Origin of the sequence: Kitasatospora sp. NPDC086801 (assembly GCF_044745805.1) — a bacterium.
GTDB lineage: Bacteria > Actinomycetota > Actinomycetes > Streptomycetales > Streptomycetaceae > Kitasatospora.
In genome coordinates this window covers 395,954-418,069 of sequence record NZ_JBIVAX010000001.1, presented here as the reverse complement: position 1 = coordinate 418,069, position 22,116 = coordinate 395,954, and the positions used below count along the sequence as shown (strand labels likewise).

The window sequence follows — 22,116 nt, the reverse complement described above, 5'->3', positions numbered from 1 at the left end:
TCGCCCCGCGGACTACAACGACGGATCCTGCATCAGGATCGCCTGATAGAGGTGGTGGAGACGACGACTCGGCTTGAGCCCCAGCTCGTCGTCGAGCCACTTCCGGGTGCGGTGGAAGATGTCGACGGCCTCCGACTGCCGGCCGCACCGGTACAGGGCGATCATCAACTGCTCGCTGAACCGCTCGCGTTCCGGGTACTGGGCGAGCAACTGCTTCAGCTCGGCCACCACCGCCCCCGCCTCGCCCGCTTGCAGCTGCGCCGAGATCAGGTCCTCCCGCGCGGTCTTGCGCTGCTCGTCCAGACGCAGCGCGACGGCCCGGCACCAGGGCCCGTCGCTCGTGTCGAGCAGGGCCGGTCCGCGCCACATCGCGAGCGACTCGCGGAGCGTGTCCATCGCTTCGTACGGCCGGTCACTGACCAGCCCCGCGCCTTTCTCCGCCGTCCGCAGGAACCGGTACGCGTCGACCGAGTCCTCCGAGACGTTGAGCATGTAGCCGTTGTCAACCGTGCGGATGAGTTCCTGGTCCGGCCCCTCCAGGCCGAGTTCCCCCAAGGATTTGCGCATGCGTTTGACATTGGCCTGCAGGGCGTTGCGCGCGTTCTTGAGCGGCGCTTCCCCCCACAGCTCGTCGATCAGTTCGTCGAACGCGACCACCTGGCCGGCGTTGAGCGCCAGCATGGTGAGCATCACGCGGTTCTTCTTCGCCCGTAGACCTACGGTGCGCTGACCGTCGCCGATCAATAGTGGGCCTAATATGGAGATGTACATCAAATTCCCCCGTCCCTAGCGGTGAACTCCAGCCGCAAGCCTTTCTCCTGTGGCCTCGCCCTGCCACCGTCAACAGCGGTCGACTTGTTTGGGGTGGCCTGACAAAGGGGAAAAGCCTGGGTATCATTCGCGCTGGTCAAGTATCGGACACGCCTGGGTCGTCCGGCCATGTACCTTCGTACATGAGTTGGTGGACCTGAGCCACCAACCCCACCTGAAGCCGCGAATCCACTCCCAGTTTCGCCAGGATGTTGGCGACGTGCGCCTTCACCGTGCGCTCCGTGACGTGCAGTCGGGCGGCGACGCCGCGGTTGGAGTGTCCGGCGCCGATCAGGTCGAAGACCTGCCGCTCCCGTCCGGACAGCGTCCCGACCCGGGTGAGCTCGTTGCGCCAGCGCGTCGAGGCGAGGCCGCCGTCACTGTGCATGGCCACCCCCCTGACCGCCCCCTGCTTCCCCGTGGTGCGTTCACCGGCAGGTGTGCCCCCCCGTCGCCGGGAAGGTCGCTCACGTGCTGACGAACGCGCATGCGATTCTACAACTCCCGTAACAAACCACCACGGGACAGTCGGCGTCAAACCCCTTGTCACGACTGGTTGCGGCCGGGTGCCTGCACGAAACGCACACGAAAAGGGCCGGGGAGGGGCTAAGCCCTTCCCCGGCCGTCGAGTTGGACGGCTCCCGTGTTACGGGAGGGTCGTGCGCGCCGCCGAGGCCGCCGCCGCGGCCGCCACGATGGCCGGCATCCGCGGGGTCCGGGTCGTGGTCTGGCGCGCGAGCCGCGAGGGCCAGAAGGTCTTCCAACCGAGCAGGGTGACCACGGCCGGCAGGACGACGATCCGGATCACCGTCGCGTCGAGCAGCACCGCGCAGGCCATGCCCACCCCCATCTGCTTCATCTCGATGAAGTTCAGCGAGGCCAGCAGGGCGAACACGCAGACCATCACCACCGCGGCGCTGGTCACCACGCCGGCCGTGCGGGTGATGCCCTGCTCGACCGCCTCCCTGACGGAGAGCCCGCCGCGCGCCGCCTCCCGGATCCGGCTGACCACGAAGACGTGGTAGTCCATCGACAGGCCGAGCAGGATCACGAAGAGCATCAGCGGCAGCCAGGCCACCACCCGGCCGGTGGACTCGAAGTGCAGCAGGTCCTCCGCCCAGGTGTGCTGGAAGATCAGCGCGAGCAGGCCGAAGGACGCCGCCGCGGACAGCAGGTTGAGCACCACGGTGATCAGCGCGAGCGTCACCGAGCGGAACGCGGCGGTCATCACCAGGAAGGTCAGCACCAGGGCCACCCCGAGCACCCAGGGCATCTTGTGCATGACGTTCGCCCGGTAGTCGACGTCGAACGCGACGTCGCTGCCGCCGACCGCGAACTCGGCGCCCGCGACCGTGCCGAGGGTCTGCGGGGCGAGGTCCTGGCGCAGCCGGGCCAGCGAGGCGCGGGCCTGCGGGGAGCCGCTGTCGAAGTGGGTGCCGATCGCGATGGTGGCGACCGTGCCGTCGGGGGAGGTGCGGACGACCGGCGCCGGGTTGTGCACGAAGAGGTCGTCCTGCGCGGCGCGTTCGACCAGCGATTCCACCGCGGTGCCCAGCTCCGCCGTCCGGTCGGCCGGGACCTTCACCGCGACGGTGTGGGTGTCGGCCTGGCTCGGGAAGGAGTTGGTCAGCCGCGCGTTGGCCTGCATCGCCGGGATCGACCGGGGCAGGTCGTCGATCCCGGTGGCCTTGAGCTTCAGGCCCAGGGCGGGCAGCGCGAGGACGAGCAGCGCGCCGACCGAGAGCACCAGCGCGATCACCGGGTGGCGCAGCGAGGGCTTGAGCATGGTCGACCACAGCCGCGGCTTGACCCCGCCCTTCTGGGTGAGCCGCCACACCAGCGGGACCCGCGGCGCGTCCAGGTAGCGGCCGAACCGGGACAGCATGGCCGGCAGGACGGTCAGCGAGGAGGTGATCGCGATGGCGACCACCAGCACCGCGCCGGTGGCCATCGACTCGAAGGCGATGTGCCCGGCGAGGTAGAGCGCCCCCATCGAGATCATGACGACCACGCCGGACACCAGCACCGAGTGCCCGGAGGTGGCGGCCGCGATCTCGATGGCGTCGATGTTGTTGGCGCCCAACGCCCGTTCCTCGCGCTGGCGTTTGAGGTAGAACAGCGAGTAGTCGACCCCGATGGCCATGCCCATCAGCACGATGACGTGGGTCACCGGCCCCGGGTCGGGCAGCAGTTGGGACGCCACCGCCCACAGGCCGAGCCCGGCGAGCACCGAGGACAGGCCGAGGACGACCGGGACGCTCGCGGCGACGATCGCGCCGAAGACGAAGACCATCACGAGCAGCGTCACCGGCAGGCTCAGCACGGTCGCCTTGCCGAGGTCCTTGCTCAGCATCTCGTTGAGCCCGGCCTTGATCGAGCCGGCGCCGACCAGTTCCATCCGCAGCTCGGCGTGTGACGCGTGGGTCCTCGCCACGGTGTCGATGAGCGGCTGCACCCGGTCGGCGGAGGTCTCCGGATCGCCGTCGAGGGTCACCGGGACGAGCAGGGCCGAGCCGTCCGGTGCGGGCACCGGCGCGTCGATCGAGCTGATGCCGGGCAGGGCCTTCAGGTCACGGGTGGCGTCCGAGGCCGCGGACTGCGCCTGGACGGGGTCCAGCCGGCCGCCGTCCCACGGGGTGATGAGGACGTTCTCCACCGCGCGCTCTTGGAGGCCGCCGCTGCGGGCGATCGCGGCCGCCCGGCCGGACTGGCCGATGGCGAGGTCGGAGGTGGTGGCCTGCCGGGTGCCCGTGACGCCGCCGACCACGAGGGCCGCCACGACGAACGCCACCCAGAGCGCGATCGCCCACCAGGGGTGGACGGCGCTCCACCGAGCGGCCCTGGTGATCACGTTCCTGCCTTCCACGATCACGTTCCCCTCCTCAAAAGAAATGCCCGGATCAAGACACGGGCCTGACTTATGAGTCCGGCCCGGTGCGGTGCGGCGTTCGCCTGCGTCTCTGAATCTAGTGACGCTTCGACGCATGATCACGGGTACAACTTCGACGTTTGGAGGGGGAGTTTCTTCTACTTGACAGCCGACCCGAGAGGGTTGTCGCCGGATTCCCCGGGCGGAATTTGATACCACATCCGGCGGGACACGTTAAAGGGCCCGTCGCCGATCAGTGCGACGGACCCCGCGTAATCCTCGGGAAGCGGCAGGTCGGTGACTCTCCACGGCCCCGGCAACGGCCCGGAGCGTGCGTGCACGGTGGCTTCCGGTCCGTCGTGGGCGACCGGGATCCCCATGCCCTGGGTGAGTCTGCCGCCCGAGGCCTTCACGCACGCCTCCTTCCTGGTCCACAGCCGGGTGAAGGCGTCGGGCCCGTCACGGGCCACCAGCTCCCGTTCGTCCGGGGGGAAGAAGCGACCGGCCAGTCGGGTGGTGTCCAGGTCGGCGCGGGCCAGCTCGACATCCACGCCGACCGGCCGCGATGCCAGTGCGAGCAGGGCGATCTCGCCCGAGTGGGACAGGCTGAAGTGCAGGCCCGGCGCGCCCTCGACGGCCGGCTTCCCCCACGGGCCGCGGCTGAAGCGCAGCCCGGCCGGGGGGCGGCCGAGGTGCTCGCCGAGGACGATCCGGGTGGCGGCGTGCGCGAGCACGAAGCGGCGCCGCAGCCCGGGCAGCCGTCCGCTCCGGGCGCGGGCCCGCTCCTGCTCGTCGAGCAGTTCCTCCAGGTGCGGCGGGTACCCGTCCGGGGCGCCCCGGACGGCCTCGCCGCCCGGCTGGTCCGGGTGCTCGCCACCGGTCAGCGGAATCTGCCAGATCTCGACCGTGTCCCGACCGACCGGTTGTTCTGTCCCGTTCAGAACCGGCCCACCTTTCCGGTGTGCAGCCCCTGGAACAGATTCAGCTTCTGGATGTTCCGTGTCCCCTCCATGAACTCCACGCCCCGTGCGTCCCGGGCGAGTTTGTCGAGGAGCGGGTGGTCCAGCCGGGCACCGGGCCCGAAGAAACCCAGCGCGTGCATCGTGACGTCCTCGGCGAGTTCGCAGGCGCGCGCCTTCGCCGCCGAGGAGAGGTGCCCGGCGGCCGGCTTGCGGTCCACCGCGAGGGCCGCCCGGTAGGTCAACCGGCGGGCCGCGTCGATCCGCTGGCCGAGCGACTCGAACAGCTCGCGCTCCGCGCCGCGCAGCTCCCTGCGGTTCTCGGCGACGTAGTCGTGGGCGGCCCGGGCGATGCCGAGGGCGATCGCGGCCACGCTCGGGCGGAGCTGGTTGAAGACCGAGACGATGCTCCACATCCCCCGCCTGGTCGGCGGCAGGTGGGCGCCGAGCACCCGTTCGGCCGGCACGTGCACCCCGTCGAGGGTGATCCTGGTCAGCTGGACGCCGCGCAGGCCGAGGGTGGGCAGTGGCTCCGCCCGGAATCCGGGGTCGGCGGTGTCCACCAGGACGGCCAGCACGCCGAGCCGCTCGGTGCCCGCGACCCGCGCGAACACCGTGCCCAGGTCGGCCCGGGCGGCGTTGCCGACATAGCGCTTCTCGCCGTCCAGGACGTACGAGCCGTCGCCCACCGGGGTCAGCGTGGTGGTCATCTCGCCGATGGCCGAGCCGCGGTCGGGCTCGGTGAGGGCGAAGCAGGTCCAGCGGGGGCCTTCGGCGAGCCGGCCGTACACCCAGTCCTTCTGCGCCTGGCTGCCGAGCACGCTCAGCAGCACCCCGCACATCGAGGCGCCGGGCGCGCCCAGCATCATCCCGGCGTCGCCGCGCGCCAGTTCCTCGCTCACCAGGACCCGCTCCAGGGTGGCCAGGCCGTGCGCAGGGCCGGCGCCGGCCTCGGCGGACGCCCGGTCCCACTCCGGCGGCACCTGGTGGCCGGCCAGGAACCGCACGGCGGGCAGGTCCAGGAAGCGGTGGACGGCGTCCGGGTCCCGGTCGATGTCGAGCGCGCCCGCCCGCAGGTCTTCGGCCCACCGCCGCACGTACCGGTGCGTGGTTTCCAGCGGGCCGGGCAGGCTGATCACACGTTCCCCTTCCGGGAGTCGACGTTCTGTGCCGTGTCCTCGGCCGGTCGCGGCCAGCCGCAGTACACGTCGGCGAGGAGCTCGGAGGCGTACGCCGCCCGGCCCGGCCCCTCGGCGGTGAAACCGTACGCCCCGAGCAGTCGCAGCAGCGCCCGGTCGGCCTGGGTGATCTGGGCCTGGAGCCGGGCGAGGGCCGGGCCGTCCAGGGGCCGGCCGGGGGTCAGCGGGGAGTCGTCAGGCCCCTCGGCGAGGTCGTCGAGGACGCCCTCGATCTCCAGGTGGTCGATCAGCACGTCGGCGAGCGCGCCCTTGACCAGCTGTTGCAGCAGCAGCGAGGAACCCTCGACCTGGCGGGTCGCGAGGTAGGCAAGGCAGGCCTCCCGCAGCCGCTCGGACGCGCCGAGCCGCAGCCAGGCGAGGCCGGTGCCCCAGTCGTGGGCGTCGGGGCCGGCGGGGGCCCGGGTGGCGTCGACAGGGCCCAGGACGGCCAGGCCGGGTACCGGATCCGGGCCCCCGTCCCCGTCCTCGTCGTCACCCGACTCGGCGAATTCGCCGAGGAGTTCGCGCGGGACCACGGCGTGCCCGCGCGGGCCGCGCGGCGCCACCCCGGGGGACAGCGCGCGGGAGAGCAGGGTCAGTGCGGGGACGAGGCCGTCGTTGCGCGCGCTCGTCCGCGCCTCCCGCCAGTGCTCGCGCACCTCGGCCGGAACCGTCATCGGACCCCCAACTCCCCCGTGTCGAGCGTGCAGTAGGCCAGGAAGCCGCGTTCCCGGTCGTAGTCGGCCACCATCGCCGGGCGGTTCCGGTCGGCGGCGGTGAGCAGGGCGGTCCAGCTGCCGGTGGCGGGCTGTCCGGCCGCCACCTCGGTCAACGGACCGCCGTGTGTCGGAAGTTCAGCACAGCCGTCGGACAGGCCGGAGCCGGCGACCAGCGCGGCCGAGGTGTCCCAGTCGGCGAACAGCCCCGGCTCCGGGAGGCCCTGGGCCGCGCCGCCCAGCGGCGCGTCGTCGCCGTCCCAGTGGATCAGCAGCGCGACCGCGGCGTCCGCGTGGACGGCGCTCTGCCCGGTCGCGGGGAGCGGGAACGGCTGGGTGCCCTGGTCCACGACCACCAGCAGCAGCCGCGACCAGCCGCACCGCCGGGCGTACTCCACGGCGACCCGCAGCGCGCTGAACGGCGCCAGGACGCCCTGGTCGGACAGCGCGAAGGAGAGCGGCTCGCCCGGCAGCCGCCGCTTCACGCAGGAGGCGACCAGCTCGGCGTGGTCGAAGTCCGGTGCGGCGTAGGCGACCACCACCACCTCGGGGCACTCCTCGGCGGTCAGCGGCCCCAGCGCGTCGAGCGCGCCGTGGGCCAGCTCCACCGAGGTGCGCCGCCCCGAGGCGGCGAACTGCTCGCGGTCGAAGTCCGCCCCGTAGAGCGCCCCGAGCTCGCGGTAGAAGTCCTCCCGCGCGGCCTCCGGCCGGTACGGCGCGCCCGGCCCCGGCGGGGTGTGGGCGCCGGCCCGGACCAGCCGCGGCAGGACCGCCGCCGGGGCCGGGCCGGGCGTGCCGTGCGGGCCGTCCGCGCCGGTCGGGGCCGGACGCCGCACGGGCGCAGTCGCGCGGAACATGCTTAGGCGCTCGCTTCCGCGGCGACGAAGCCGGCCAGCGAGCCCACGGTCTCGAAGTGGGTCATGTCCAGCTCGTCGGCGTCGAACTGCACGTCGAGGATCTCCTCGATGGTGATGAGCAGTTCGAGCGCGCTGCTGGAGTCCAGGCCCAGCTCGTCGAAGAGGCGGACGCCCGGGTCGGCGCCGGAGACGTCCTTGTTGAGGACCTCCGACAGGCCCTTGCGGACGGCGTCGACGTACTTCACGTCGGCCACGGTGCCGGTCTCGGTGGTGGCGGTGTCGCTCATGGTGTTCTCCTCGGGCTGGTCCCGGCCGTCGGTCGGCCGGTCGGTGGTCAGTTCTGGTCGTCGCCGGCGGCGCGGTAGAGCCGCTGGCGGCCGAGCATGGCCTCGACGTCGTCGCGCTCCCGGATCAGGTGCGCCCGCCCGTCCAGGACGAGCACCTCCGCCGGGTAGCCGTGGCTGAGGAAGTGCACCGGCGAGGCCGTCGGCCCGTACGCGCCGGAGCGCTGCACCCCGATCAGCTCGCCGGCCCGCAGCGCCGGCATCGGCACCTTCTTGCCGATGACGTCGTTCGGCGTGCAGAGCGGGCCGGTGATGTGCCAGGGCTCGGTGGCCGGCTCGTCCAGCCGCTCCAGCGCGGCCATCGGGAAGTTGCGCTTCACGTACGAGCCGATGCCGACGGCCGCCATGTGGTGGTTGGTGCCGCCGTCGGTGACCGCGAAGTTCTCGCCCATCGAGGTCTTGGTGTAGCGCACCCGGGTCACGTAGGTGCCGGACGCGGCGACCAGGAAACGGCCCAGCTCCATGATCATGCGGGTGTCCGGGTGCCGGGCGCGGAAGTCCGCGATCAGCGGGTTGAGCCCGGCGGTCAGCTCGGCGACGTCGAGGTCCTTCTCGTTGTCGAAGTAGGCGATGCCGAGGCCGCCGCCGACGTCGACCGTCTCCAGCGGGAAGCCCAGCTCGGTGGAGAGGCGCTCGGCCAGCTCCAGGATCCGCCGGGTGTTCTCGACGACGGACTCCTCGATCAGGATGCGGGTGCCCAGGTACACCTGGACGCCCATCAGCCGGATGTGGGGGTAGCGGGCGGCGAGGTCCTTGCCCTCGGCCAGCAGCAGCTCCTCGTCGGTGCCGAACTGGCGCGGCTTGCCGCCCATGGTCAGGCCGGAGCCCTTCACCGAGAAGCTCGGGTTGACCCGCAGCGCGACCCGGGCGGTGATCCCGCGCTCGCGGGCCACCTCGTCGATCAGGTCCAGCTCGCCGATCGACTCGCAGACGATCGCGTGGATGTCCTCGTCCAGGCAGGCCGCCACCTCGCCGCGGCTCTTGCCCGGGCCGAGGAAGATGATGTCGTGCGGCTCGACCCCGGCCCGGCGGGCGGTGACCAGCTCCGTCAGCGAGGACACCTCGGCGCGGGAGCCCAGGCTGTGCAGCAGCGCGCAGACGGAGATGTTGGGGTTGGCCTTGAGCGAGTAGAAGACCTCCAGCGCCGGGTGCAGCGCCTCGCGCAGCCCCTGGAAGCGGGTGGTGATCTCCTCGCCGTCGTACAGGTACAGCGGGGTGCCGAACTCCTCGGCGAGCTCGGTGATCCCGATGCCCTGCACCTCGAATGCGACGCTCACGGTCAGCTCCGTTCCGGGTAGGCCGCGAGGCGGCGGGTGATGTCGGTGTCGAGCGCCTCGATCTCCTCGTCGGAGGCGCCGACGAGCACGCCGTACAGCCGGCCCTCGAAGCCGTCCGCGTCGGTGCCGGCGGAGGCGCCCGCGGCGGCGTTCACCGTGGCGTAGTTGTTCACGAACAGGCCGCGCGGGCGCGGGCCCCGCTCGGTCAGCAGCAGCCCGTCCAGCACCTCGGCCAGTTCGGCGAAGGGCAGCGGGCGGGTCAGGCGCAGCGGGAAGTGCCGGGCGACGGCGACCTCGTCGGCCCCGGCCAGGCCGCCCTCGTGCACCACGTTCTGGTACGTGGACATGTTGTTGCGGGCGTTGATCTCGATGACCGGGTACAGGCCCTCGTCCGGGTCGACCATCGCGTCGACGCCGACCACGCCGTAGTAGCCGTCGGCGGCGAGCCGCTCGCCGAGCCGCAGTGCCGTCGCGGTGATCTCGGCGACCTGACCGTCGGTCAGCCGGGCCGGGATCCGGTGGCCCTTGTGGACGCCGCCCTCGGTGAGCAACTCCTTGACGAAGTCGAAGTGCGTGGAGCCGTCCCGGCCGACCGTGAACTGGTAGTTGAGGTCGCAGCGCTTGGCGACCCACTCCTCGATCACCAGGGCGGTGCGCGGCGCCCCGCCCGCGGCCTTGGCGGCGCGCTCGGCCTGCTGGACCGCCATCCGGTGCAGCCGGCCCAGCCGGGCCTCGGAGTCCAGCACGACGATGCCCTTGCCGGACACGCCGAACGCGTCCTTCAGCACCACCTTGCGGCCCGCCGCCAGCAGTTCACCGGCCGAGGCCACCGCCTCGGCCAGCTCCTCCAGCGTCTCGCAGGCCCAGCCGCGGGCCTGGCGGATGCCCAGCTCGTCGGAGAGCCGGCGGCTGTACACCTTGCTGTTGACCCGCTTGCAGACCGCGGCGCTCGGGGCGCCCAGCCGCAGCCCGGTGCGCCCGGCCAGCTCCTCCTCGACGGTGGAGATCCCGTGCGCGGTCAGCCGGGCGCCCTCGGCGGCGACGGCGGACAGCGCGCGCAGCAGCTCCGGGTCGGCGAGGGCGTCCTCGCTGACGGTGCGCTGCGGGTCCTGGCCGGCCACCACGTGCACGGTGGGCAGCGCCAGGCCGAGGCCCTCCAGGTAGCCGCGGTAGCCCTCGTCCAGGGCGGTCTTCAGCACGACGTGGTCGTCCTTGCCGCCGAGCAGCAGCGCGAACTCGTCCATGCGGTTCACCACCGCGCTGCCCGCGTGCGAGGCGACCCGGGGCAGCGCGGGCTCGCCGAGCGCCCAGTGGTTCTCCACCTCGAAGTTGCCCAGGAACACCAGCGGGGTGTCCGCGGACCCGGTCACGGCGCGCTTGAGGCGCGCGCTGAAGCCGGAGGACGGTAGATGCATGTCGACCTCGTCATTTCTCGTGTGCGCTCGGGCGCGGTGCGGCGGGTGCGCGGGTGCTGCGGGTGCTGCGGGTGCTGCGGTACGTGGGTGCGGCGGGGTGTCCGGGCGGCCGGCCGTCAGTGCTCCAGGACCATCGCGGCGAAGGTCGCCCCGAGCCCCACGCTGGTCATCAGATAGCGGTCGCCGGGGCGCAGCCGCCCCAGCTCGGTGGCCTTCTGCAGGTTGATGAAGGGGTCGGCGCAGAAGCAGTGCCCGGTCTCGCCGACCAGGTCGAGGAAGACCTTGTCGAGCGGGAGTCCGAGCGCCTTGCAGACGCCGATCCACGACAGCCGGTTGACGTTGTGCGGCAGCACCAGCGCCAGCTCGTCGAGGCCGCAGCCGGTCTCCTCCAGGGCGGCGCCGATCACCTCGCACAGGCCGGGCCCGTACAGGTCCTGGAACTCCTTGGCGGCGGCGTCGCCCATGATGAACTCGTCGCCGAACTGGGTGTGGGTGCGCGTCGCGTAGCCGAGCATCCGGTCGGGCCCGGTGCGGTCCGCGCTCACCAGGAAGGCCACGGTGCCCTCGCCCATCACGGTGACGTCCGGGATGGACTGCGTCTGGGTGGTGCACGCCTTCTCCCCGGCCAGGACCAGGGCGAGCGCGTTCGGGTCGGGGTCGGCGGCCAGCAGGGTGCCCGCCAGGTCCAGCGCCAGCAGCCCGGAGGCGCAGGCGTGGTGCGAGACGACGAAGCCGGCGGCGTGCTCCAGGCCGAGCTCGACCTGGAGCGGCCGGAGCGAGGTCGTCGGGTACGGCAGCGGCGACGGCATGGTGCGGGCCTGCAGGACGTACTTGACGCGCTGTTCCTGTCCGCGCAGCTCCACCAGCTTGGTCGCGGCGCGCAGCAGCAGCTCCGTCTCGGTGGCCGCGGGGTCACGGCACACCTCGGAGAGCCCGTAGAAGCGCTGGTAGCGCCGGAGCTGCACATCCGTCAGCTGGAGCTCCTGTTGGAAGCGCGCGATCGGGATGGTGTCGGGAAGACAGCTGGAGACTGCCGTGATCGACGTCATGCCAACTACAGTCGCCTGGGGCGCTGACGCTTAGCTGACGCTGCGCTGACCACCGCCGTGCGGTGGCGGTCAGCGGGCGGCCTCGCGGATCGCGTCCAGGGCGAGCGCGCCGAGTGCCAGGGCGGCGGCGACGGCGGCCACGGCCGCCGGGGCCGGGGCGCGCTCCCCGGAGACGCCGAGGAAGTCCAGCCCGGAGACGTGGTTGATCATCCCGTACCAGAGCATCGGGTAGAGCGACTGGAACAGCCGCGGCCCGCCCGTGACGGCCCCACAGAGCAGCGCCAGGGCGGGTATCAGCAGCGCCCCCGCCAGGGCGCCCGCGGCGGCCCGGGGCTGCCCGGCGGCGAGCAGCCGGCCGGCGGGCACGGCTGCCACGGCCAGGGCCGGGACGACCCCGGCGAGCAGGGCGGCCAGCCCCCGGCGCAGTGGCGAGGGGCAGGCGCCGAGCAGGTCGCCGATGCTGCCGCCGCCCGCCCGGTGGCCCATCCGGGACCACAGCAGCACCGGCCAGAGCATCGCGAACGGCAGCACCGGGTGGCTCGGGCCGTCCGGTGTGACCCCTGCCGCCATGACGGCGAGGGCCGCCGCCCCGGCCCACCACAGCCGTTGGCCCTGCACCAGGATCCGCAGCTCGCCCGCGAGGGCGGCGAGCACCGCGCCGCCCTGGCGTGCCGGGGCCGCCGATGCCGGGGTCAGCCGGGCCGGGTCGAGGGCGAAGGCGGCCGCCCCGGACTCGGGCGCCGGGCCCTCGGTCCGCCCGGTTGCGGACGCCCCCGCGGCCGGGCGCGGCCCGTCCCCGTCGAAGCGCCGGAACCAGAGCGCCCCGAGCAGCGCCAGCCCCATCGCGACGGCGGTCAGCAGCAGCGCCCCGACGGCCTGCGCGCCCGCCTCGCCGGGGCCGAGGCCGGGCCAGTCGAAGGTGCCCAGCACCCGGTTGTCCGCGGTGAGCCCGACCCCGAACTCCACCCCGTCCGCCGGCTGCCCGCCGGCCGTGATCGCCTCCCGGATCGACGCGGTGATCCGGCGCATGCCCAGCAGGTCGGGCCCGTCGCCCGCCTGCGCGCCGAGCACGGCGATCAGCCAGACCCCGAACCACACCATCGCCCCGAGCCCGCCGCGCAGCCCGGGCAGGGTGTCGAAGAGCACCGCGCACCCGGCGACCGCGGCCAGCAGCGGCAGCGTGATCAGCACGTACGGCAGCAGCAGCCGCAGCACGTCCACGTGCCCGGAGTCGCCCTTGACCAACTGCACGCCGAGGGCCGTCCCGGCCAGGGCCAGCAGCATCGAGCCGAACAGCAGCAGGTTGCTGCCGAACTTGCCCGCCAGGTAGCCGACCCTGGTCAGCGGGGTGGCGGCGAGCAGCGAGCCCACGCCGGTCCGTTCGTCCCGCTCGATCGCCCCCCGGGCGATGCCGAAGCCGGCCAGCGACAGCCAGACCGCGCCGCCGAGCGCCGTCACCGTCCCCACGTAGCCGCTGGTGTAGCGGCCGTGCAGGTCGGTGACCTGGAACACCTCCCAGCGGGAGTCGCCGACCGGCGCGGCCAGCAGTCCGAGTGCGAGCGTGCCGAGCAGCACCGCCAGGTACCCGGGCCGTCGGCGGCGCTCCCGGAAGTCGGCGAGCGCGAGCGCCCGGACGCCGGTCATCACGCCGCCACCCGCTCGGGCCCGGCCTGGGCGGCGGTGAGCAGCAGGTACGCGTCGTCCAGCCGGGGCGGGACGGGCTCGGCCTCCGGAGTGGGAGGGTGCGCGGACAGCACCCGGACCCGGACGCCCTGCGGGGTGCGGGTGGTGCCGCCGAGCAGGAACCGCGAGCGCAGCGGCGCGAGTTGGTCGGCGGCCACGGTCAGCTCCCAGACCGAGCCCGCCGCGCCCCGCAGCAGGTCCTCCGGGGTGCCGTGGTGCAGCAGCCGGCCGTGCCCCATCACGGCGATCCGGTCGGCGGTGGCGGCCACGTCGGAGACGATGTGGGTGGACAGCACGACGATCCGTTCGGCGCCGAGCCCGGTCAGCAGGCCGCCGAAGCGCAGCCGCTCCTCCGGGTCCAGCCCGACGGTCGGCTCGTCGACGATCAGCAGTGCCGGGTCGTTCAGCAGCGCCTGCGCGATGCCGACCCGTTGGCGCATCCCGCCGGACATCGCCCCCAGCCGCTGCCCGGCCGCGCCGGACAGGTTGACCAGTTCGAGCAGTTCGTCGATCCGGGCCTTCGCGTGGCGCCGCCGCAGGCCCTTGGCGGCGGCCAGGTAGGCGAGGAACTCGCGGGCGGTGAGCTGCGGGTAGCCGCCGAAGTCCTGCGGCAGGTAGCCGACCGTGCGGCGCAGCGGGCCGGGCCGGCGGGCGGTGTCCGCGCCGTCCCAGAGCACCCGCCCCGAGGTGGGCCGGGTGACCGTGGCGAGGATGCGCATCAGGCTGGACTTCCCGGCGCCGTTGGCACCGAGCAGGCCGAGCACGCCGGGCCGCAGCGTCAGCGAGAACGAGTCCACGGCGCGCTTGCCGCCGCGGTACCGCTTGGTCAGGTCGAGGATCTGGAGTTCTGTCACGTCCGCCATGCTTCCGGTGCGGGCGGCCGGGCACATCTGCCGTTCGGCAGAGATGGCGGGCGGAAACGACCGGGAGGGGTGGGCCTTTCGGCACACCCCTCCCGATCGGATCAGGTCCTACTCGTCGTCGGCCCCGCCGAGGTCGCCGCCGAGGTCGCTGCCGTCCGGGGCGCCGCTGATCGCGTACCCCTGGCGGCGCGCCTCGTAGCAGGCCACCGTCGCGGCCGCCGACACGTTCAGCGAGCCTACCCGGCCCAGCTGCGGCACGAACACCACCTGGTCGCAGAGCGCCAGCGCCTCGGGGGTGATCCCGCGGTCCTCGTGCCCCAGCACGAAGGCCACCGCCGGGGTCAGTTCGGCGGCGAACATCGGCACCGCCTCGTCCGCCAGCTCCAGGCCGACCACCTTGAAGCCGTCCGCCTTCGCCGCCGCGACCGCCTCCGCGACCGTCGGGAAGTGCTCCACCTTCAGGTACTTGTCGGTGCCCATCGCGGCCTTCTGCGCGCCCGAGGAGCGCACCGACGGGGTGTCCCCGGCCAGGTACAGCTTCTCGGCGCCCATCGCGGCCCCGGTCCGCACCACCGAGCCGACGTTGAACGGCGACTGCAGGTTCTCCAGGATCATCGCGAGCCGGAACTCGTTGCTGCGCCGCCACGAGCGGTGCAGACGCTTCAGTTCGGTCCCGCGCAACTGCTTCACGACGACGTTCCCCGTCCACTCTCCGTGCCCTCGCCCGGCTCCGGGCGGGGTCGTGCTTCCAGAATCCGGAACCCGTTGACCGACGCGACCCGGGTGGTCGGGTAGCCCTGGTCGTTCAGCCACTTCTGCAGCGAGTCCGAGCCCAGGTGCTTCTGCACCACCAGGAACGCCGAGCCGTCCGGGGTCAGCCGGCCGAGCCAGTGCGTGAGCAGCCGGCGCAGCGCGGCCTTGCCGATCCGGATCGGCGGGTTGGAGTAGATGGTGGCGAACCGCACGTCCTGCGGGACGTCCTCGGGCAGCGCGGCCTGGACGTTGCCCAGCCGCAGCGCCTCGGCGTTCAGCCGCACCAGCTCCAGCGCGCGCTCGTTCACGTCCACCGCCCAGACCGGCAGCCGCTTGCGCCGGCTCGCCCAGGTCAGCGCGATCGGGCCGTAGCCGCAGCCGATGTCCAGGATCGGGCCGCGCACCCTCGGCGGCGGGGCGTGCTCCAGCAGGATCCGGGTGCCCGGGTCGAGCCGGCTGCGCGAGAACACCCCGGTGTCGGTGGTCAGTTCGAGGGTGAGGTCCGGCAGGGAGACCGTGATCGGCCGGCGCTCGCTGGCGACCTCGGGTGCACCGGTGAAGTAGTGCGAGCCGGACATGATTTCCCCGTCGTTCGTAAGGGCCTCGGGGCCACCGGGTGGGTGTGGGTAAGCCCTTGGTACGGCACCGATCGTACCCCCGGTGGCCTGCGGTGCGTTCCGTGCCGGCCGGCGGCCCGGGCGCTGCGGACGCCGCCGCGGACGCCCGCCGGCGCTACCGGGTGCCCGGGGCCTTGCGGGTGGCCACGTTGATCCGGTTCCAGGCGTTGATGGTGAAGCACACCGAGATCAGCTGGGCCAGCTCCGCCTCCCCGAAGTGCGCGGCGGCCCGCGCGTACACCGCGTCCGAGACCCCGCCGCCGATCCCGGCGACCTCCTCGGCCAGTGCCAGGGCCGCCCGCTCGCGCTCCGAGTAGACCCCGGCCGGGGCCTCCCGCCACACCGGCAGCAGGTAGATCCGCTCGTCGCTCTCGCCGGCCTTGCGGGCGTCCCTGACGTGCATGTCCAGGCAGTACGCGCAGTTGTTCAGCTGCGAGGTGCGCATCTGCACCAGCTCCACCAGCGCCGGGTCCAGGCCGTCGCGGGCGGCGGCGTTCAGGGCGATCATCGCGCGGAACACCTTGGGGGCGGTGCGGGCGAAGTCGATGCGGGCGGGGGAGGCGGTGGTCTCGGGCGTCTCGTTCGTCTCGTTCGTCGTCATGGCTACGACCCTAGGTACGGAATGCACCCGCACCATGGGTCATTCGATCACTGGTTCCACGGGTCAATCGTCCCCGCCCCGACCGGCCCGACGTCACCCGGGGCCGCCCCGGCGCGATCGCGCCCGGCCGCCCGGCGGCGGATACTGCGAGTACCGCCCCCGCGCCCGCGGGCAGTACCGCCCCCGCGCCCGTGGGAGCCTCCGAAACAGCGCCTCCGAACAGTGAGGACGGACGTCATGCCGCAGAATCACGAGGACTACCTGATCGACGAGGCCGCCGGGGCCGTCGAACCCGACGACGAGGCACCCGAGGGCGACGAGTACGACGAGGTGGCCGAACGCCGGGCCGTCGGCGCCGACCCGGCCACCGACGTCGCCGACGCCGCCGAGCAGAGCCGCGTCGTCCAGCTCGACGAGGACGAGTACCGCGAGTAGGCGCCCCCGGGCCAAGCCCGGCCCAGCCCGGCCCAGCCCGGCCCAGCCCGGCCCAGCCCGGCCCAGCCCGGTCCGGTCCGGGGCGCTACAGCGCCCGGCGGCGCTGCAACCAGGTCATCGCCGCCCAGCCCGGCAGCACCGGCAGGATCAGCGTCAGCAGGCGGTACGTCGCCACCGCCGCCAGCGCGCCGCCCTCCTCCATCGACGCGGTCTGCTGCAACAGCGCGATCAGCGCCCCGTCCACCGCGCCGGCCCCGCCCGGGGTCGGCGCCACGTTGCCCGCCGCGTTGCCCACCAGGAACACCACCGCCACCGAGGCGAAGGACGGCTCCCGGCCGATCGCCCGGGTGCAGCAGTACAGGCAGCCGATCAGGCAGATCGACACCAGCAACTGCCCGGTCAGCCCCACCGCCAGCCGGGCCGGGCTGCGCAGCAGGTCCAGCAGCCGCGGCAGCACCTCGGTGGTCAGCGGCCGCAGCCGCGCCGCCAGCCAGCGCCGGGCCGGCGGCACCGCCGACACCACCGCCAGCAGCGCCGCCGCCCCCGCCAGCCCGCCCACCACGGCGGGCAGCGCGTCCAGCTCCGAACCGCCCGGTTGCAGGTCCAGCAGGTAGACGAAGGCGCCCAACTGGAGCAGGTGCAGTACCAGGCCGATCAACTGCCCCACCCCGACGCTGGACAGCGCCTGCGCGGTCGGGATCCCGGCCCGTTGCAGCAGCCGGGTGTTCAACGCGATCCCGCCCACGCCCCCGGGCGACACCAGCTTCACGAACGCCCCGGCCAGCTGCGCCAGCACCGCGTTGCGGAAGTCCAGCCGCTCCGGCACGAACCCGACGAACCCCATCGCCGCCGTCACGTGGCTCAGCGCCGCCGCCAGCAGCGCCAGCGCCAGCCAGGCCGGATCGGCGTCGGCCACCGCCGCGATCGGATTGTCCTCGGCCGCGAACAGCTGCGGGATCAGCAGCCACCCGGCCACCACCCCGCCCACCACCGCCAGCAGGGTCCGCGGCCGCAACCGCTCCAACCGCACCGGCCGCACCTCCGCCTGCGGCCTGGTCCGCAGCACCTCCGCCCGGATCTCCTCCAGCAGCCCGCCCCCACCGGCGGCGGCGCCGTCGTGCCCGGGGTCCGCCGGGCCGCCCGGCCGGGCCGCGGCGGCCGTACCGGCAGCGTGCTTGAGCGCGTGGCGGGTGGTGCGGGCGAGGGCGATGGGCTGGAGGAGGGGGAGGGCGGCCTCGACGGTGTCGGGGCCGAGGACGGTGACGGCGGTGTGCACGGAGCGGGCGGCGCCGGCCCGCAGGGCGAGGGTGGTGAGCAACTGGGCGATGTCGCAGCGCAGCACGAGTTCGCTGGCCGCGATGTCGCCGTCGGCGAAGTCGACCAGGTGCACCGCGCCCGTCGCGTCCACCAGCAGGGAGGACGGGACGAGCGCCCGGTGGGCGATCTCCCGGCGCTGGAGGCGGGCGAGTTGCCGCCAGGCGTCGGCCAGCAGGTCGTCGGTGATCTCCTCGTCGGCGAGCCGGTCGAGGGTGCGTCCGGGGAGGTGTTCGTAGGCGATGAGGGCGGTGTCCTGGCCGAGGCCGGCGGTGGCGGCGATGCGGCGGGTGCGGACGCCGGTGGCGAGGGCCGCGTAGGTGACGAGCGCCTCGTGTTCGAGGCCGGCGCGGGGGGAGCGCAGGGCGCGCGGGTGCGGGGCGGTGCGGAGCCGGAGGCGGCGCCAGGCGCGTTGGACGGCGGCGGCGGTGACGGCCTGCCGGTCGAGGAGCTGGACGTCGAGGTCGGGCCGGTCGTCGGCTTGCCGGACCAGGTAGCGGTCGGGCCCGGCGGGGTGGGCCTCGGCCGGGCGCAGGCCGCTCTCGCGCAGGGCCCGGAGGATCTCGCCGGGCCTGGGCAGGGGGTCGGGGGTGCCGACGGCGTAGAGGGTGCCGTGGGCACCGGTCCAGCCGATGAGCAGGCCGAGCAGCAGGGCGGTGGGGGTGGCGTACCCGCCGGCGAGTCCGGCGAGGCCGGAGAGGGTGAGGACGGCCCAGGGGGCCCGGTGTTCGCGGTTGCCGGAGGCGGTCATGAAGGCGAGGACGGGCGCGAGGTAGCCGTAGACGGGCTCGGTGTGGCCGAGGGCGCCGCCCGGCAGGGCCTGGGTGAGGGCGGCGAGCAGGGAGACCGGGGCGACGCCGTCGGCCCACAGGTCGAGGAGCAGGGTGGCGCCGTAGGCGAGGACGGCGGCGAGCAGGCCGTCGGAGACCTGTTGGAGGGCGCGTCGCCGGTCGGGGCCGAGGAGGCGGCGGGCGGCGAGGACGACCGGCAGCAGCAGCACGGCGGCGGTGGTGAGGCCGCCGGCGAGGCCGGCGAGCGGCCGGGGCACCAGTTCGGCGGCCTCGGCGACGTCGGCGGCGATGCCGCCGGTGGTGGCCCGGGCGTAGTCGGCGAGCAGCAGGGTGAGGGCGATGGCGATGAGCCCGGTGAGCAGCCGGATCAGGGCGACGGGCTGCCGGATCCGGCCGGTCTCGGACACCGCCCGGGCCGGGCCCCGGTCGGCTCCGGGGCGTGCCGGTACGCCGGTGTCCGCCGGTGCGGGCGTGCCGGCGGTTTCGCCACTGCCGGTGTCGCCGTTCGTTCTCCCCGTCACGATCGCCACGGGTGGCATGCTCCCATGCCTCCTGTGACGGTGGAGCCGGAGCCCGGAAGCCGGACCGGATCGGGGGAGCGGACCCTGGGCCGCGTCGCCGAACTCCCGTCGTCCGCCCGGAGGGCGGCGCCGGGAAGGCCGACCGGGGGCGCGGCGTGTCTTGAGGCCGGGTCCGGCCCGGCCGTCACTACCCTGCGGGCATGAGTGCCTGCGAAGACCTCGCCGCGGCCCCCCAGGACATCCAGCCCCTCCCGCCGGCCGGCGGCTGCGCCGACTGCCTGGCCCAGGGGCGCCGGGACTGGGTGCACCTGCGGATCTGCCTGGACTGCGGCCACATCGGCTGCTGCGACTTCTCGCCGCAGCGGCACGCCACCGCGCACTTCCACAACACCTCGCATCCGGTGATCCGCTCGTACGAGCGGGGCGAGGACTGGCGCTGGTGCTTCGTCCACGAGGTCATGGGCTGAGGCGTGGTGCGGGGCGCGCCCCGCGGATCGGGCCGGGCCCGGGGCGGCTGCGGGCCGTTCCCTGTGGCACCGGGGCGCAACCCGGATAAAATCCGGACATAAAGCCCATGCGGCCCCCGGCCCCTCCGGTCGACATCCGTCCGGCCGGTGACCGCCGAAGGGAGGCCGACGATGACCAAGCGAACACCGAGCAGCACCGCCAAGCTCCGTCGGGGCACCCAGGAACTGCTGGAGCGCCGCGGCATGGCGACCGCGCCCACCCGGTTGGTGCCGACGCTGCGCGCCGACGCCATGGCCTCCGCCATCGCCGGGTACGCCGCGCCCGACGCCTTCCGGCACGGCGGACGCGACCGGGCGGCCTCGGCGGGGCACGCCGCCCCGGCGATGCACGCCGAGCTCAAGGGCCACCGGCACCGGGGTGCGGAGAAGCACTCCGCCCACTGAGCGGATCCGGGGCCGGGGGCGGGCGCCACGTTCCGGCGCCCGCCCCCGACGCGTGCTCCCGACGCCCGCCCCCGATGCGTGCCCTCGACGCGTGCTCCCGACGCGTGCTCAGCGGGGTGTTCGACGGGGCGGCCGCGAGGCGACTCCGGGCCGGTTCGCGGTCGGCGCGGGGGCGCGCCGAGGCGGTTGTCAGTGGGCTGGAGTACCTTCGTGCCGTTCACCAGCACGGGGCGGGACGACGGGGGCGCACCATGGCCGACCTGATCACGGAGGAGCCGGTCGAGCTCCAGTTGGAGCGGTACCGGACGGAGCTGACCGGCTACTGCTACCGGATGCTCGGCTCGGTCTTCGAGGCCGAGGACGCGGTGCAGGAGGCGATGGTCCGCGCCTGGCGCGGCCACCGCGGCTTCGAGGGCCGCGCCGCACTGCGCTCCTGGCTGTACCGGATCGCCACCAACGTCTGCCTGGACGCGCTGAACGGCCGCAACAACCGGGCCCGCCCGATGGACCTGGCCGGCCCGGTGACGGTGGCCACCGCGAGCGACGCCCAGCTGCCCGAGGTGGCGTGGATCGGCCCCGCGCCGGACGGCCGGGTGCTGCCCGAGACGGGTGACCCGGCCGAGGTGGCCGCCCAGCGCGAGTCGGTGAAGCTGGCCTTCGTCGCCGTGCTGCAGCGCCTCGCGCCCCGGCAGCGGGCCGTGCTGATCCTGCGCGAGGTGCTCGGCTGGAAGGCCGCCGAGGTGGCCGAACTGCTCGGCGTCACGGTGGCCTCGGTGAACAGCGCGCTTCAGCGGGCACGCGCGGTGCTCGCCACGGACGGCGCGGCCGCCCGTCCGGCCCCCGCCCTGGACGGCGACCACCGCGCGCTGCTGGACCGCTACGTCCGCGCCTTCGAGGCGTACGACATGGACGGCCTCGCCGCGCTGCTGCACGAGGACGTCACGCTCAACATGCCGCCGTACGCGATGTGGCTGCGGGGGCAGGGCGAGATCCGGGCCTGGATGCTCGGCCCGGGCCACGGCTGCCGCGGCTCCCGGCTGATCCCGGTGACGGCCAACGGCGGTCCGGCCTTCGCCCAGTACCGGCCGAGCCCGGCGGGCGGGCACGAGCCGTGGGCGCTGATCGTGCTGGAGGTGTCAGCGGGCCGGATCACCGGGTTCACCAACTTCCTGGACACCGACGTGCTCTTCCCGCTGTTCGGCCTCCCGCCCCGGCTGGACGCCGAGTAGCCGCCCGAGGTCGAGGGGGTCCGCGGCCCCCGGCAGCAGGGCCGCGAGCCCGCTGAACGCGAGCAGCTCCCGCAGCGGGCCGCTCGCGTTCAGCAGCACCACGCCCACCCCGTGCCGCGCGGCGGCGAGCCGCAGCCGGGCGAGGGCGTCGACGACGGCCAGGTCGGGCGCGGTCAGCGTGCCCAGGTCGCAGGTCAGCACGGGGGCGGCCGGGGGTTTCGGCGTGGTGTCCATACTGCTTGGACCGGCCCGGCGGCCCGGGCTCATCGGCTCCGGCCGAACTCCCCGGAACTCCCCGGCAACTTCTCGAAAGAATCTCCGCGTGGAGCGATGAGTTTCGGTAGCGGCCTCGGTCTACTCCTGTGAAAGCGCCACCTTGGCGCCGCGATCACGAAGCACGAAGGACGACACCATGACCGAGAACCTGGGCGAGCTGACCATCACCCGCGAGCTGCCGGCCACCCCGGACGCCGTCTTCCGCGCCTACGTCGAGCCCGAGCAGTTCGTCCGTTTCTGGGGCCCGGTCGGCACCCACGTCGAGCTGGACACCGTGACCATCGAGCCGCGGGTGGGCGGGCGCTACGACAGCACCATGATCATCGACGCGACCGGCGACGCCTACCCGATGCGCGCCACGGTCACCGAGATCCGCCCGGGCGAGCTGATCGCCCTGGTCGAGGAGAGCGCGGGCATGCACTCCACGCTGACCTTCAAGGACCTCGGCGACGGCCGCACCGAGGTGGTCCTGCACCAGACCGAGGTGCCGGCGATGTACTGCGGTCCGGAGGCCCAGGCGGGCCTCAACTCCAGCTTCGACCGCCTGGTCGAGCACCTCGCCGCCCAGCGCTGAGCCCCTCCCCGCCCATCGGCCTGCTCGCCGACCTGCCTACCGACCAAGCCCGCTGACCTGCCCACCGATGCCGG

At 73.8% G+C, this 22,116-nt stretch carries 23 protein-coding genes; 5 read left to right on the top strand and 18 right to left on the bottom strand.

Annotation, left to right across the window (positions count from 1 at the left end):
• Nucleotides 1-12 precede the first annotated feature (12 nt).
• From ACIPLC_RS02020 to ACIPLC_RS01945, 16 genes are all read right to left on the bottom strand, one after another.
• Nucleotides 13-693, bottom strand: a complete 681-nt coding sequence (locus ACIPLC_RS02020; protein ID WP_400469953.1) for a BTAD domain-containing putative transcriptional regulator — start codon at nt 691-693, stop codon at nt 13-15.
• 214 nt (nt 694-907) lie between these two features.
• Nucleotides 908-1,198, bottom strand: a complete 291-nt coding sequence (locus tag ACIPLC_RS02015; protein ID WP_400469951.1) for a response regulator transcription factor — start codon at nt 1,196-1,198, stop codon at nt 908-910.
• Between the two features lie 258 nt (nt 1,199-1,456).
• Entirely contained in the window at nt 1,457-3,682 is a 2,226-nt protein-coding gene (locus ACIPLC_RS02010; protein ID WP_400469948.1) for an MMPL family transporter, read from the bottom strand.
• Between the two features lie 155 nt (nt 3,683-3,837).
• Nucleotides 3,838-4,413 (bottom strand): 4'-phosphopantetheinyl transferase family protein, encoded by a 576-nt coding sequence (locus ACIPLC_RS02005; RefSeq protein WP_400469945.1) that lies wholly within the window; start codon nt 4,411-4,413, stop codon nt 3,838-3,840.
• Between the two features lie 203 nt (nt 4,414-4,616).
• Nucleotides 4,617-5,777: an acyl-CoA dehydrogenase family protein gene (locus tag ACIPLC_RS02000; RefSeq protein ID WP_400469942.1), complete on the bottom strand. Its 1,161-nt coding sequence runs from the start codon at nt 5,775-5,777 to the stop codon at nt 4,617-4,619.
• Nucleotides 5,774-6,493, bottom strand: coding sequence for a hypothetical protein (locus tag ACIPLC_RS01995; protein WP_400469939.1), 720 nt, complete (start codon nt 6,491-6,493; stop codon nt 5,774-5,776). The genes ACIPLC_RS02000 and ACIPLC_RS01995 overlap by 4 nt, the downstream gene beginning before the upstream one ends.
• Nucleotides 6,490-7,389: a hypothetical protein gene (locus ACIPLC_RS01990; RefSeq protein WP_400469936.1), complete on the bottom strand. Its 900-nt coding sequence runs from the start codon at nt 7,387-7,389 to the stop codon at nt 6,490-6,492. Before ACIPLC_RS01990 ends, ACIPLC_RS01995 begins: the two co-directional genes overlap by 4 nt.
• 2 nt (nt 7,390-7,391) lie before the next feature.
• Complete coding sequence (locus tag ACIPLC_RS01985; protein ID WP_400469933.1) at nt 7,392-7,676, bottom strand: acyl carrier protein; 285 nt, start codon at nt 7,674-7,676, stop codon at nt 7,392-7,394.
• 47 nt (nt 7,677-7,723) lie between these two features.
• Nucleotides 7,724-9,010 (bottom strand): diaminopimelate decarboxylase, encoded by a 1,287-nt coding sequence (gene lysA / locus ACIPLC_RS01980; protein WP_400469930.1) that lies wholly within the window; start codon nt 9,008-9,010, stop codon nt 7,724-7,726.
• Between the two features lie 2 nt (nt 9,011-9,012).
• Nucleotides 9,013-10,425, bottom strand: coding sequence for a hypothetical protein (locus ACIPLC_RS01975; RefSeq protein WP_400469928.1), 1,413 nt, complete (start codon nt 10,423-10,425; stop codon nt 9,013-9,015).
• Between the two features lie 116 nt (nt 10,426-10,541).
• Nucleotides 10,542-11,474, bottom strand: coding sequence for a 3-oxoacyl-[acyl-carrier-protein] synthase III C-terminal domain-containing protein (locus tag ACIPLC_RS01970; protein WP_400469926.1), 933 nt, complete (start codon nt 11,472-11,474; stop codon nt 10,542-10,544).
• 69 nt (nt 11,475-11,543) lie between these two features.
• Nucleotides 11,544-13,118 carry an ABC transporter permease gene (locus tag ACIPLC_RS01965; RefSeq protein WP_400469923.1) on the bottom strand — a complete coding sequence of 525 codons (1,575 nt, stop codon included), beginning with the start codon at nt 13,116-13,118 and terminating at the stop codon, nt 11,544-11,546.
• Entirely contained in the window at nt 13,118-14,020 is a 903-nt protein-coding gene (locus ACIPLC_RS01960) for an ABC transporter ATP-binding protein (protein WP_400469920.1), read from the bottom strand. Before ACIPLC_RS01960 ends, ACIPLC_RS01965 begins: the two co-directional genes overlap by 1 nt.
• 108 nt (nt 14,021-14,128) lie before the next feature.
• Nucleotides 14,129-14,710: a TrmH family RNA methyltransferase gene (locus ACIPLC_RS01955; protein WP_400469918.1), complete on the bottom strand. Its 582-nt coding sequence runs from the start codon at nt 14,708-14,710 to the stop codon at nt 14,129-14,131.
• On the bottom strand, nt 14,707-15,351 hold the full coding sequence (locus tag ACIPLC_RS01950; protein WP_400469915.1) for a class I SAM-dependent methyltransferase: 645 nt from the start codon (nt 15,349-15,351) through the stop codon (nt 14,707-14,709). Before ACIPLC_RS01950 ends, ACIPLC_RS01955 begins: the two co-directional genes overlap by 4 nt.
• 154 nt (nt 15,352-15,505) lie before the next feature.
• Nucleotides 15,506-15,991, bottom strand: a complete 486-nt coding sequence (locus ACIPLC_RS01945; RefSeq protein WP_400469912.1) for a carboxymuconolactone decarboxylase family protein — start codon at nt 15,989-15,991, stop codon at nt 15,506-15,508.
• A 237-nt stretch (nt 15,992-16,228) separates the two neighbouring features.
• Between ACIPLC_RS01945 and ACIPLC_RS01940 the strand changes: the two genes are divergently transcribed.
• A complete protein-coding gene (locus tag ACIPLC_RS01940) occupies nt 16,229-16,426 on the top strand; it encodes a hypothetical protein (protein WP_400469910.1) in 198 nt (65 codons plus the stop codon).
• Nucleotides 16,427-16,511: 85 nt separating this feature from the next.
• Here ACIPLC_RS01940 and ACIPLC_RS01935 read toward each other — a convergent pair whose 3' ends face one another.
• On the bottom strand, nt 16,512-19,061 hold the full coding sequence (locus ACIPLC_RS01935; RefSeq protein WP_400469907.1) for a lysylphosphatidylglycerol synthase domain-containing protein: 2,550 nt from the start codon (nt 19,059-19,061) through the stop codon (nt 16,512-16,514).
• A 191-nt stretch (nt 19,062-19,252) separates the two neighbouring features.
• Between ACIPLC_RS01935 and ACIPLC_RS01930 the strand changes: the two genes are divergently transcribed.
• From ACIPLC_RS01930 to ACIPLC_RS01920, 3 genes are all read left to right on the top strand, one after another.
• Nucleotides 19,253-19,519 (top strand): UBP-type zinc finger domain-containing protein, encoded by a 267-nt coding sequence (locus ACIPLC_RS01930; RefSeq protein ID WP_400469905.1) that lies wholly within the window; start codon nt 19,253-19,255, stop codon nt 19,517-19,519.
• 171 nt (nt 19,520-19,690) lie between these two features.
• Nucleotides 19,691-19,963 carry a hypothetical protein gene (locus ACIPLC_RS01925; protein WP_400469902.1) on the top strand — a complete coding sequence of 91 codons (273 nt, stop codon included), beginning with the start codon at nt 19,691-19,693 and terminating at the stop codon, nt 19,961-19,963.
• 251 nt (nt 19,964-20,214) lie between these two features.
• Nucleotides 20,215-21,192 (top strand): sigma-70 family RNA polymerase sigma factor, encoded by a 978-nt coding sequence (locus ACIPLC_RS01920; RefSeq protein WP_400469900.1) that lies wholly within the window; start codon nt 20,215-20,217, stop codon nt 21,190-21,192.
• On the opposite strand, the gene ACIPLC_RS01915 is transcribed toward ACIPLC_RS01920, so the two are convergent.
• The gene (locus tag ACIPLC_RS01915) at nt 21,100-21,426 is read right to left on the bottom strand and encodes an STAS domain-containing protein (RefSeq protein ID WP_400469897.1); all 327 of its coding nucleotides are present in this window, start codon (nt 21,424-21,426) and stop codon (nt 21,100-21,102) included. The genes ACIPLC_RS01920 and ACIPLC_RS01915 overlap by 93 nt on opposite strands.
• Nucleotides 21,427-21,604: 178 nt before the next feature.
• On the opposite strand from ACIPLC_RS01915, the gene ACIPLC_RS01910 reads away from it, so the two are divergent.
• The gene (locus ACIPLC_RS01910) at nt 21,605-22,042 is read left to right on the top strand and encodes an SRPBCC domain-containing protein (protein ID WP_400469894.1); all 438 of its coding nucleotides are present in this window, start codon (nt 21,605-21,607) and stop codon (nt 22,040-22,042) included.
• The last annotated feature ends 74 nt before the right edge of the window (nt 22,043-22,116 follow it).